Genomic DNA, 11406 nt, shown 5'->3' on the forward strand with positions numbered 1-11406 from the left:
CTTCGTCTAGGCGGGCCGCTCGGCCTCCTGGGCCTGGACCGCGCGGACCGCGTGCCCGCCGAACTGGTTCCGCAGCGCGGCGACCGCCTTCATGGTCGGCGAGTCCTCCTGGCGCGAGGAGAAGCGCGCGAACAGCGAGGCGGCGATGGTCGGCACGGGGACGGCGTTCTCGATGGCCTGCTCGACGGTCCAGCGGCCCTCGCCGGAGTCCTCGGCGTAGCCGCTGATCCCTTCGAGCTTCGGGTCCTCGTCGAGGGCTCGGACCAGCAGGTCGAGCAGCCAGGACCGGATGACGGTGCCCTGGGTCCAGGATGCGATGACGCCCGGGACGTCCTCGACGAGGTCGACGGCGGCCAGCAGCTCGTAGCCCTCGCCGTAGGCCTGCATCAGCGCGTACTCGATGCCGTTGTGGACCATCTTGCTGAAGTGGCCGGCGCCCACCGGCCCGGCGTGCACGAACCCGGCGCCCGGCATCTCCTGCCCGGACTCGTCGTGCGGCGTCGGCGGCTTGAGCGCGTCGAAGATCGGCTGCGCCTTGGCGACGTCCTCCTTCGTGCCGCCGACCATGAGCGCGTAGCCGTTCTCCAGGCCCCAGACGCCGCCGGAGACGCCGCAGTCGATGTAGCCGATGCCCTTCTCGCGGCACATGACGTCGTGCAGCTGGTCGTCGGTGTACTTGGAGTTGCCGCCGTCGATGATCACGTCACCGGGGGCCAGCAGGCCGGCGAGCTCCTTGACGGTGGCCCGTGTCGGCTCACCGGCCGGCACCATCACCCAGACGACCCGGGGCTCGGCGAGCGCCTCGACCAGGTCGGGAAGGGTCTCGACGTCCCGCTTGCCCGGCGAACGGTCGTAGCCCACGACCTCGTGACCGGCGCGGCGCAGCCGCTCGGCCATGTTGCCGCCCATCTTGCCCAGCCCGATCAGACCCAGCTGCACGATCCCCACCTTCCGTCGTCGTCCTGGTCCAGCCCATCGTGCTCGCCCTCACGTGACCTGACACCTCGGCCTCCTCGCGACCGACCCGCGGCGAGCCTGCGAGCCGTGGGGGGCGAGGAGGTCCTTCTTCAGCCCGGCAGGCGCACCGGCATGATCAGGTACCGGTAGCTGCCGGATCGCTCCGCGGGCGCCGCCGGCGCGTCGCCGTCGGCCGGCGGCTCCTCGACACCGGAGAGCACGGCGGGCTTGAGCGGGCTGGTGAAGTCCATGCGCGCCCGGTCGGTGTGCACCGCGGCCAGCCCGTCGAGCAGGAACGTCGGGTTGAACCCGATCGTGAGCGGCTCGCCGTCGAAGTCGACGTCGCAGCGCTCCTCCGCCTGACCCTCGTCGTCGCTGCCGCCGGCGCGCAGCGTCACCTGGCCGGGGCTGAACTCGCAGCGCAGCGGCGTCCCCCGCTCGGCGACCAGGGCCACCCGCTTGGCGGCGTCGGTGAACAGGCCGACCGGCAGCGTGGCGTGGGCCAGCGACTCGTTCGGCATGATCGCGCGGTACTTGACGAACTCCGCGTCCAGCAGCCGGGTGGTGGTCTGCCGGTCCTTGCCGGAGAGGCCGAGGATCCCCTCGCCGGAGCTCCCCGAGGACAGCGACAGCGTGATCTCCGGTCCGCTGGTCAGCGTCTTCGCCGCCTCCGCCAGCGTGCGCGCGGGCACGAGCACCGCGGCCGAGAGGCCGGAGGTCTGGGGGCGCCAGGCGAACTCGCGCACGGCGAGGCGGTAACGGTCGGTGGCGGCGAGGGTGATCTGGTCGTCCTCGATCTCCAGCCGGACGCCGGTGAGCATCGGGAGGGTGTCGTCCCGCCCGGCGGCGATGGCGACCTGGGCCACGGCCTCGCTGAAGACCTCGCTGTCGACGATGCCGGCGGACGAGGGCATCGCCGGCAGGGACGGGTAGTCCTCGACCGGCAGGGTGGGCAGGCTGAACCGGGCGTTGCTGCAGGTGATGGCCAGGCGCGGGCCCTCTGCGGTGATCTCCACCGGGTGCGGGGGCAGGGCCCGGGTGATCTCGGCGAGCAGCCGGCCCGGCACGAGGACGCGTCCGCTCTCGCTGGTCTGCACGTCGACCTCGGAGCGCGCCGACACCTCGTAGTCGAAGCCGGACACCGACAGCTGGTTCCCGTCCGCCTCGAGCAGGATGCCCGCCAGCACCGGTACCGACGGCCGTGGCGGCAGGCTGCGCGCCGTCCAGGCGACGGCGTCGGCGAGCACCTCACGTGCCACCCGGAACTTCATCTCTCGACCCACCCATGCTCGGTCCGCCCCCGGTGGGCCACCGCGGAGGGTGGCCGGCCCGGGCACGGAGCTCGTCGTCCGTCCTGCCGCGGGGCGAAGGCTCCGCTGCGGTGCTCATCGTGCCTGTTGCAGCCCCTCGTGGGGAAACCCCGGTCCCTCGATGGGCTGCTGCGCCCCCTGGGGTGCGGGTGGTGCCGTCCGCGTCCCTGGAGCCCTGGTTGGCGGAGCGTCCCCACCCAGACTGTGGTTCGAGAATTTTCCGGGATAAGTACTTCATCCTCGTCATCACTGGTGTGGAAGCTGGGGATCGGGGCCCTTTCCGCAGGTCAGCCTCCGATCGGGGCTGTTGGCCGGCTGTGGGTGGTCAGCGTCCCCCTGTTGTCGACACGTGGACAGATCGACGGTTGTGCACCGTCACCGTCGGCGGTCCACCTGCTGTCCCCTGCGTCTCCCCGCTCCGTCCCCAGGTGGTGCGCACGTGCCGGCGTCGATCCCCGGGGACTCCTCCGCGCGATCCGGCGTCTCACGGCATACCTGCAGGCCAGCGCCGTGCGGCCGGGTCCCGGGGTGTCCGGCTCGACCCGGCGACCGTGCCGGCCCGGTGCGACGCGGAACGGTCCCGGCACGACTTTCCCCCAGCTGTGCACATCCCTGGGGACAACTTCTCGACGAGTCGACGCCGGTCGCCGTCCGCGCGCAGGTCATCGTGCGGAGAACCAGCGATTCCGTCGTCCCCAGGGATCCACACAGGTGTGGACAACGACTTGTCGACCGCGTCGGGACGATGGCCGGGAGGGGTCCGGACGGTGACCGTTCCGGACGGGCACCGTCACCGCCGGCAGCCGTGGATCGCGACCAGGACGTGGACATCCGAGGCTGGCCGGACACAGCGCAGCGCGGCGCGGTAGCCCCCGTGCGGGACCGACCGACCGGTACGACAGATGGGCTCGGGGACGGCACGTGGTGACGTGCTGGCACTGCCTCGGTCCAGGGCTCGCGCCGAGCGTGCCAGGCGTGGGGAGGACCGAGGTCCTTCTACTGCCGGGCGCGGCTCTTGATGCGGGCGGTCAGCTCGGTGACCTGGGTGTACGTGGCCCGCCGCTCGCTCATCAGGTTGGTGATCTTCTTGACGGCGTGCATCACGGTGGTGTGGTCCTTGCCGCCGAAGGACGCCCCGATGCGTGGCAGCGAGAGCTCGGTCAGCTCACGGCACAGGTACATGGCGATCTGCCGCGCGTTGACGAGGGTGCGGCTGCGGTTGGTGCCCTGCAGCTCCTCCATCGTCACGGAGAAGTACTCAGCGGTCGCGGCCATGATGATCGCCGCGGTGATCTGCGGCCCCTGCTCGTCGCTGATCAGGTCCTTGAGCACCAGCTCGGCCAGCGGGAGGTCGACCTGCTGCTTGTTGAGCGACGCGAACGCGGTCACCCGGATGAGGGCGCCCTCGAGCTCGCGGATGTTGGTCTGCACCTTGCTGGCGATGAACTCGAGCACCTGGTCGGGCACCTGCAGCCGCTCCCCCCACGCCTTCTTGCGCAGGATCGCGATGCGGGTCTCCAGGTCCGGCGCCTGGACGTCGGTGATCAGGCCCCACTCGAAGCGGGTGCGGAGCCGGTCCTCCAGGGTCGTGAGCTTCTTCGGCGGCCGGTCGGAGGTGATCACGATCTGCTTGCTGGCGTTGTGGAGCGTGTTGAACGTGTGGAAGAACTCCTCCTGCGTCCGCTCGGCGCGCTCCAGGAACTGGATGTCGTCGATGAGCAGGAAGTCGATGTCGCGGTACCGACGGCGAAAGTCCTCGGCCCGGCCGGAGTGCACCAGGTTGATGAACTCGTTGGTGAACTCCTCGGTGCTCACGTACCGGACGCGGACGTTGGGGAACATCCGCGCGGCGTAGTGGCCGATCGCGTGCAGCAGGTGGGTCTTCCCCAGCCCGGACTCGCCGTAGATGAACAACGGGTTGTAGGCGCGGGCGGGCGCCTCGGCGACGGCGACGGCCGCGGCGTGGGCGAACCGGTTGCTGTTGCCGATGACGAAACTGTCGAAGACGTACTTGGCGTTGAGACCCGGGTCCAGGCCCGCCGGCCGGCCCGCCTCGGGGCGGCTCCTGCGTGATCCAGCCCCTGATCCGCCGCGTCGCTGTTCCGCCGCGGCGGCGTCGACGTCGAACGGGAGGACGTCGGCGGTCTGCTCCGGGCCGGCGCCGCCCCAGTCCTGGCCGGCGGAGGTCGGCGCCGCGTCGCCGCCCCAGGTGGTGGTGCTCCAGTCCTCCGGGGCCCCCCGGTCGGCCGGGGGGCGCGGCGGGCCGTCGGCGGGGTGCAGCTCGCGGACCTCCGGGAAGCCCCGGGCGGCCGGCCGATCGGCGGACGCCGGGCGGTCCCAGGGGGCGGGGGTGCCCACGACGTCGGCGCGGACGCCGAACGCGCTGCGCCCGTCGTCGGCGCGGTCGCGGGTGGCCTGGTCCTCCTCGGCGCGCTGCGCCTCGACGGCCGACCACGGACGGCGGGTCGGCTCGTCATCCCGGCGGTCCGCCGGCGGCGCCGCGGGCGCGTCCTCGAGCTGGACGGCGACGCGGATGTCGCGGCCGAACTGCTCGGAGAGCGCCTCGGCCAGCACCCGGCGCATCCGCGACTCGAGCACCGTCTGGGTGAACTCGTTGGGGGCCGCGAGCACGGCGGTGTCCTCCACCAGGCCCAGCGGCCGGGTCAGGTTCAGCATCGCGTTCTGCTGCGGGGAGAGGCTGGTCGCCAGCCGCTCCCGGATCTGGTCCCAGACCGTCGCCAGGTCCAGCGTGGCATCGGCCATGCCGTCTCGTCCTCCCAGTGCTGTCGACCCCGCGGCCGCTCCCGGTGCGTCCGGACCGGCCGGGCCGCGCCCTCCGTCGACCGCGGACCGTCCACCGGTGGGTGCCCCGGTTGTGGACACACGAACGGGCGTGGTCCACATCGGTGTCCACAGGCTGTGCACGGCCGGCCGAGGGTTGCGCCGGCTCCGCACGGGACGCTGGCCGAGGCAGCAACGTCGCTGGTCACGGCCGTGTTCGGGCGGCTGGAGGGGTGGTTCGGCGGTCGGTCGACCGACGGGGTCGGCCCGCGCGCCGTGACCCTTGCGTCCGACGCGGAGCGACGGCGACGCTAACAGCCCCGTCCACAGCCGGGCAACGCCGCGGTCGGCCGAGCGGGCTCGCCGACCGGCCGGGGCGGGCGCCGCGCGACGTCGTCCCGTCCGGCGCGCCGTCGCCGGTGGCCAGGGGCGCCGGGCGCACCATGGGCGGTCGGTCACCGGCACCGGGTGGTCCTCGGCTATGCTGGCCGGAGTCTGCGGACGGGTATGCCCGTCCCCCGGCCTCGCCAGTCTGCGCGGTCGGGCCCGGGTCCGTCGGTCCGCAGTGCCAGCTTCCGGGGTTCCGGGGACGGCCACCGTGCCGCTCCGACGCCCTGCGCGTGCCCGTCCACCGACGGGGACGCACCGCCGATGCCGTGTAGTGGGAGTACCTCGTGAGCAAGCGCACGTTCCAGCCGAACAACCGTCGACGGTCCAAGACCCACGGCTTCCGGCTGCGGATGCGGACCCGCGCGGGCCGGGCGATCCTCGCCACCCGTCGGCGCAAGGGCCGCGAGAAGCTCTCCGCCTGACGTGCTGCCTGCGCAGGCACGCCTGCGCCGGCGCCCGGAGTTCACTGCGGTCGTCCGATCCGGCCGGCGCGCCGGGCGACCGACCATGGTGCTGCACTACCTCCCCGAACGGCCCGAGCAGCCGGCTGGCGACGCATCGTCGCCGGTGGCTGCGCGGGCCGGTTTCGTGGTGGGCAAGAGCGTGGGCAACTCGGTGGTCCGCCACCGGGTGACCCGCCGCCTGCGGGCCGTCGTCCGGGCCGAGCTCGACCGGCTGCCGGCGAGCGCGGACCTCGTCGTCCGCGCCCGCCCGGAGGCCGCCGACGCCGACTCGGCGGCGCTGCACCGTGACCTGGTCTCGGCCCTGGAGCGGCTGCTCGGCGACCGGGGTGCCCGGCGATGAGCGCGCCGGCCGGGGCGTCCCCGCCCCGCTCCCCCATCGCCCGGCTGCTGCTGCGCGCCGTGGGGTTCTACTCCCGGGCGATCAGCCCGGCGTTCCCGCCGCGGTGCCGGTTCCACCCCACCTGCAGCGCCTACGCGGCGGAGGCGGTCGGCCGGCACGGCGCGGCCCGCGGCAGCTGGCTGGCGCTGGTCCGGCTGGCCAAGTGCGCGCCGTGGCACCCCGGCGGGCTCGACCCCGTCCCGCCGGTCCGCGCGGCGCACGGAACCGAGGCGGGCGCCCGCTCGTCCACCTCAGCGGCACGCCCCGCGGGCGCGCCGTCCGATGACCCCGGCCGCGAGGCCACCCCGCCGGCCCCGTGCCGGACCCCGCAGGAGGAGTCCTCCGTTGCTTGACTGGCTGTACACCGCCATCTCCTGGGTCATGGCCCGGTGGCACTCGCTGTGGAACCTGGTCTTCGGTGAGCCCGCGCCCGAGACGGCCCTCGGTGGGCTGAGCTGGGTGCTGGCGATCGTCTTCCTGGTCGTCACGATCCGGCTGATCCTCTTCCCGCTGTTCGTCAAGCAGGTCAAGTCGCAGCGGGCGATGCAGGAGCTCCAGCCGGAGATCGCCAAGCTCCGCAAGCAGTACGGCAGCGACCGCCAGGGCATGGCGGTGGCGATGCAGCAGCTGCAGAAGGAGCGTGGGGTCAACCCGCTGGCCGGCTGCCTGCCGATCCTGCCGCAGATCCCGGTCTTCCTCGCGCTGTTCCACGTCCTGCGCCGGCTCGCCCCGGACAAGCAGGGGCTCTACTCCTGGACCGACGAGCTCACCGACCAGGCCGCCCGCGCCCAGCTCTTCGGTGCGCCGATCTCCTCGTCGTTCAACATGAGCGGCGCCAAGGAGCAGGCGATCCTCGGGATCGCCGGCGTGAACTACACCAACATCCGCATCGTCGCGTTCGCGCTGATCATCGTCATGTGCTTCACGACGTACTTCACGCAGAAGCAGATCATGTCGCGCTCGGGCCCGGTCGAGGGTCAGGCCGCGATGGTGCAGAAGCTGATGCTCTACGGCGTCCCGATCAGCCTCTTCATCTCCGGCTTCATCTTCCCGATCGGCGTCCTCATCTACTGGATGACGAACAACCTCTGGACCATGGGCCAGCAGTTCTTCATCCTCCGCAAGATGCCGCCGCCCGGCTCGGACGCCGCCAAGGCCAAGGCCGGCGCGGACAAGCCGGCGGTCGACCCCAAGACCCTCGCCCCGAAGCCGGGCGCCAAGCCGGTGCGCCCCAAGCAGGGCCGCCCGTCGGCCACGACCGTGGCGCCGGCGAGCACCGTGGACGGCGACGGCGTCGGTGACGGCCCGGCGGCCGACGTCCCCGCGCCCGACGTCCCCGCCGGCGACGGCCCCACGGCGAACGGCTCCTCGGCCAACGGCTCCACCGGCTCGCGCAACGCGGGCTCGGGCTCCGGGCGCTCCCGCCCCGGAGCGGGTCAGGGACCGGCCAACCGCGGGAAGCGGAAGCGTCGCTGACCTCCGCCCGACCGCTCCCCCGCCGGCCCGCCCGGCACACAGACCACCGGGACGACCCGGCCGCCGCACAGAACTGGGAGGAACACCCGTGAGTGCTCCGCAGCAGCCCGTGACCGACAACCCGCCGGCCCTACCCGACGCGGATCCCGCCAGCGACGACGCCGTCGTGGAGCCCGTCGTCCTCGAGACGGACGGGGCGGGTGGGGCTGGTGCGTCCGGTGACGACCTGCTGGTCCGCGAGGGGGACGTGGCCGGTGACTACCTCGAGCGCCTCCTCGACATCCTCGACGTGGACGGCGACATCGACCTCGACGTGGAGGGCGACCGGGCATCGGTCGCCATCGTCGGGGGCAGGCTGAACGACCTGATCGGGCCGGACGGCGCGACGCTGGAGGCGCTGCAGGAGCTCACCCGCCTCGCCGTCGCTCAGTCGACCGGCGTGCGAAGCCGGCTGATGCTGGACGTAGGCGGCTACCGGGCCAAGCGCCGGGCCGACCTGACGGCGCTCGCCGCGGAGACCGCCCGCCGGGTCTCGACCAGCGGGCAGCCGGAGCGGCTGAGCCCGATGAACCCCTTCGAGAGGAAGGTCGTGCACGACGTCATCGCCTCGGTGGCGGGCGTGCACAGCGAGTCGGAGGGCGAGGAGCCCCGCCGCCGCGTCGTGGTCCTGCCCGACAGGTGAGCGACGGAGGTCGCCCCTCCGGCGCCGCGGGCATGCCGGAGGTACCGCCGGCGCCGCCCCAGGCGGCCGAGGTCTTCGGCGCCGCGCTCCCCGCGGCCCAGCGCTACGTGGCACGGCTCGCCTCCGACGGGGTCACCCGCGGCCTGATCGGGCCCCGTGAGGTTCCTCGGCTGTGGGAGCGGCACGTCCTCAACAGCGCCGCGGTGGCCGAGGCGGTGCCGCGGGACGCCCGGGTCGTCGACGTCGGCAGCGGCGCCGGCCTGCCGGGCATCCCGCTCGGGCTCGCGCGCCCCGACATCGCCCTCACGCTCGTCGAGCCGATGGCCCGGCGGGTGGAGTTCCTGGAGGAGGCGGTCGCCGAGCTGGTGGAGCCGTCGTCCACCTGGAAAGTGGTCCGCGGCCGTGCCGAGGACAGGTCGGTGGTCGCCGCCGTCGGCCGCGTGGACGTCGTCACCGCTCGGGCCGTGGCGCCGCTCCCCCGCCTCGTGGGCTGGTGCCGCGGGCTGCTGCGGCCCGGCGCCCAGCTGGTGGCCCTCGTGGGGTCGCGCGCGCTGGCCGAGCTGCCGGCGCTGCGCCCGGAACTGCAGGCCGCCGGGATGCGGGACATCGAGGCGCGGGCTGTCGGTGCGTCCCTGGGAGACGCTGCCACTACCGTGGTGGTCATGACGCGGGGCGACCGGTGAGGATCCCGGTACACCACCCCGCGTCCTGTTCCACGTGGAACAGGCGCGGCTACCCGATCCGTTCCACGTGAAACGCCGGCAGAGGAAGGACGAGCGATGACCGACCCGGGCGAGCGGCTGCGCAGCAGCCTCGCCGCTGACCAGTCGTCGACGGCTTCGTCCTCGGGTGGGCTCGCGGACTTCGACAGCCCCATCGCCATGGAGGCGCTGCGCGCGACCCGGGTGCTGCACGCCGCGGAGCAGGAGCCCTTCCCGGCTCCCGGGCGCATCCGCGTGATCACCATCGCGAACCAGAAGGGCGGGGTCGGCAAGACCACGTCCACGGTGAACCTCGGCGTCGCGCTGGCGCTCTACGGCCTCCGGACCCTGGTCATCGACCTCGACCCGCAGGGCAACGCGAGCACGGCCCTGGGCGTCGAGCACACGGTGGGTACGCCCTCGATCTACGACGCGCTCGTCGGCGACAGCACCCTCTCGGAGGTGGTGCACCCGACGACGGCCAGCCCCAACCTCCTCTGCGTGCCGGCGACGATCGACCTCGCCGGCGCCGAGATCGAGCTCGTCTCCGTGGTCGCCCGCGAGCACCGCCTCCGCCGGGCGATCGAGGCGTACGTCGCGGCGCTGCCGCGGGAGCGCCGACCGCACTACGTCCTCATCGACTGCCCGCCCTCGCTCGGCCTGCTGACGCTCAACGCGCTGGTGGCCGGCGACGAGGTGCTCATCCCCATCCAGTGCGAGTACTATGCCCTCGAGGGCCTGGGGCAGCTGCTCAACAACATCGACCTGGTCCGCCAGCACCTCAACCCGGGGATCGCCGTGCGGACCATCCTGCTCACCATGTACGACGGCCGCACCAAGCTGGCCGACCAGGTGGCCGACGAGGTGCGCAACCACTTCGGCGAGCTCGTCCTGAACGCCGTCATCCCCCGCAACGTCCGGGTCTCCGAGGCGCCCGGCTACGGCCAGTCGGTGCTGACCTACGACCCGGGGTCCCGTGGCTCGACCAGCTACGTCGAGGCCGCCCGGGAGCTGGCCCAGCGCGGGGCCGCCCTCCAGCCGCTCGAGGTTGCGCCCGGCAGCAACGGGGCCACCCCGGTCGGTGCGCTCGCCTTCGGCGAGACGGCCGTGCCGTTCGGCCAGGACTCCCAGTGACCACCCCTGCCAGCGAGGAGCAACGATGACGAAGCGAGGCGGCCTCGGACGCGGCTTGGCAGCGCTCATCCCGACGGGTCCGGCGCCGACGCCTCCCCCGGTCGCCCCCGCACCGGCCCGGGATCGGGACGAGCAGGGCACCGACCTGCCGGCGGCGGCCGCCGGCGGAGCGACCACCGTGCCGGAGCCGTCGTCGCCGGCCCCGGTGAGCCTGGTCCCCTCCCCCGCGCCGACGCCGACCGAGGAGAGCGGCGCGGTCGGCGTCCCCGGGGCGCAGCTGCGCGAGGTCTCGGTCGACGACGTCGTCCCGAACCCGAAGCAGCCGCGGCAGGTCTTCGACGACGAGGCCCTGGAAGAGCTGACGCACAGCGTCAAGGAGTTCGGCCTCCTGCAGCCGATCGTCGTCCGCGAGTCCGAGGGCGGGCGCTACGAGCTCATCATGGGCGAGCGCCGGCTCCGTGCAGCGCGGGCCGCCGGGCTCGGCACCGTGCCCGCGATCGTCCGGGACACCACCGACGACGCCATGCTCCGCGACGCCCTGCTGGAGAACATCCACCGCGTCCAGCTCAACCCGCTCGAGGAGGCCGCCGCCTACCAGCAGCTGCTGGAGGAGTTCGGCGCCACGCACGAGGAGCTCGCCCAGCGGATCGGCCGCAGCCGCTCCCAGGTCACCAACACCATCCGGCTGATGAAGCTGCCGGTGAAGGTGCAGACCCGCGTCGCCGCCGGCGTCATCTCCGCCGGGCACGCCCGCGCGCTCCTCGGGCTGCAGGACCCGGTGGCGCAGGACGCCCTCGCGACCCGCATCGTCGCCGAGGGGCTGTCGGTGCGGGCCACCGAGGAGGCCGTCGCGATGGCGGTCGCCGAGGAGCCCGCGGCGAAGCGGCGCACCCGGCGCATCTCCGCGCCCGGCGTCGAGGAGCTCGGCTCCCGGCTCTCGGACATGTTCGAGACGAAGGTGAAGATCCAGATCGGCCGCTCGAAGGGGAAGATCGTCGTCGAGTTCGGTTCCGTCGACGACCTGCAGCGCATCATCGGCGTCATGGCGCCGGACATCACCGGGCGCCGTCCGGACGCCTGAGACCGCTCACAACAGAGAGCGCGGCCCCTTACGTCACAGACGTAAGGGGCC

Annotated in this window: 11 protein-coding genes; 8 read left to right on the plus strand and 3 right to left on the minus strand. The window is 73.3% G+C overall.

What is annotated here, in order from left to right; translation table 11 throughout:
• Positions 1–6: 6 nt before the first annotated feature.
• The 3 genes from gnd to dnaA all read right to left on the minus strand — a co-directional run bounded on the left by gnd (position 7) and on the right by dnaA (position 5030).
• Positions 7–939 (minus strand): phosphogluconate dehydrogenase (NAD(+)-dependent, decarboxylating), encoded by a 933-nt coding sequence (gene gnd, locus ACI792_RS19325; RefSeq protein ID WP_456604015.1) that lies wholly within the window; start codon positions 937–939, stop codon positions 7–9.
• Positions 940–1067: 128 nt separating this feature from the next.
• On the minus strand, positions 1068–2228 hold the full coding sequence (gene dnaN, locus ACI792_RS19330) for a DNA polymerase III subunit beta (RefSeq protein WP_456604016.1): 1161 nt from the start codon (positions 2226–2228) through the stop codon (positions 1068–1070).
• 1035 nt (positions 2229–3263) lie between these two features.
• Entirely contained in the window at positions 3264–5030 is a 1767-nt protein-coding gene (gene dnaA, locus ACI792_RS19335; protein WP_456604017.1) for a chromosomal replication initiator protein DnaA, read from the minus strand.
• Between the two features lie 692 nt (positions 5031–5722).
• Between dnaA and rpmH the strand changes: the two genes are divergently transcribed.
• From rpmH to ACI792_RS19375, 8 genes are all read left to right on the plus strand, one after another.
• Complete coding sequence (gene rpmH, locus ACI792_RS19340) at positions 5723–5860, plus strand: 50S ribosomal protein L34 (protein ID WP_091930872.1); 138 nt, start codon at positions 5723–5725, stop codon at positions 5858–5860.
• A 1-nt stretch (position 5861) separates the two neighbouring features.
• Positions 5862–6242, plus strand: coding sequence for a ribonuclease P protein component (gene rnpA / locus ACI792_RS19345; protein ID WP_456604018.1), 381 nt, complete (start codon positions 5862–5864; stop codon positions 6240–6242).
• The gene (gene yidD / locus ACI792_RS19350; protein ID WP_456604019.1) at positions 6239–6634 is read left to right on the plus strand and encodes a membrane protein insertion efficiency factor YidD; all 396 of its coding nucleotides are present in this window, start codon (positions 6239–6241) and stop codon (positions 6632–6634) included. Before rnpA ends, yidD begins: the two co-directional genes overlap by 4 nt.
• The gene (yidC, locus tag ACI792_RS19355) at positions 6627–7757 is read left to right on the plus strand and encodes a membrane protein insertase YidC (protein ID WP_456604020.1); all 1131 of its coding nucleotides are present in this window, start codon (positions 6627–6629) and stop codon (positions 7755–7757) included. Before yidD ends, yidC begins: the two co-directional genes overlap by 8 nt.
• 88 nt (positions 7758–7845) lie before the next feature.
• On the plus strand, positions 7846–8439 hold the full coding sequence (locus tag ACI792_RS19360) for a Jag family protein (RefSeq protein WP_456604021.1): 594 nt from the start codon (positions 7846–7848) through the stop codon (positions 8437–8439).
• On the plus strand, positions 8436–9122 hold the full coding sequence (gene rsmG, locus ACI792_RS19365) for a 16S rRNA (guanine(527)-N(7))-methyltransferase RsmG (RefSeq protein ID WP_456604022.1): 687 nt from the start codon (positions 8436–8438) through the stop codon (positions 9120–9122). The genes ACI792_RS19360 and rsmG overlap by 4 nt, the downstream gene beginning before the upstream one ends.
• Positions 9123–9218: 96 nt before the next feature.
• Positions 9219–10274 carry a ParA family protein gene (locus ACI792_RS19370; RefSeq protein ID WP_456583103.1) on the plus strand — a complete coding sequence of 352 codons (1056 nt, stop codon included), beginning with the start codon at positions 9219–9221 and terminating at the stop codon, positions 10272–10274.
• A gap of 25 nt (positions 10275–10299) precedes the next feature.
• A complete protein-coding gene (locus ACI792_RS19375; protein WP_456604023.1) occupies positions 10300–11355 on the plus strand; it encodes a ParB/RepB/Spo0J family partition protein in 1056 nt (351 codons plus the stop codon).
• The last annotated feature ends 51 nt before the right edge of the window (positions 11356–11406 follow it).

It is taken from the genome of Blastococcus sp. SYSU DS0669 (genome assembly GCF_054050895.1).

What these genes read in the sequence shown, in the direction of transcription:
- dnaN (WP_456604016.1), bottom strand. Translation starts at nt 2,228, where the DNA reads ATGAAGTTCCGGGTGGCACGTGAGGTGCTCGCCGACGCCGTCGCCTGG.
- dnaA (WP_456604017.1), bottom strand. Translation starts at nt 5,030, where the DNA reads ATGGCCGATGCCACGCTGGACCTGGCGACGGTCTGGGACCAGATCCGG.
- yidD (WP_456604019.1), top strand. Translation starts at nt 6,239, where the DNA reads ATGAGCGCGCCGGCCGGGGCGTCCCCGCCCCGCTCCCCCATCGCCCGG.
- ACI792_RS19370 (WP_456583103.1), top strand. Translation starts at nt 9,219, where the DNA reads ATGACCGACCCGGGCGAGCGGCTGCGCAGCAGCCTCGCCGCTGACCAG.
- ACI792_RS19375 (WP_456604023.1), top strand. Translation starts at nt 10,300, where the DNA reads ATGACGAAGCGAGGCGGCCTCGGACGCGGCTTGGCAGCGCTCATCCCG.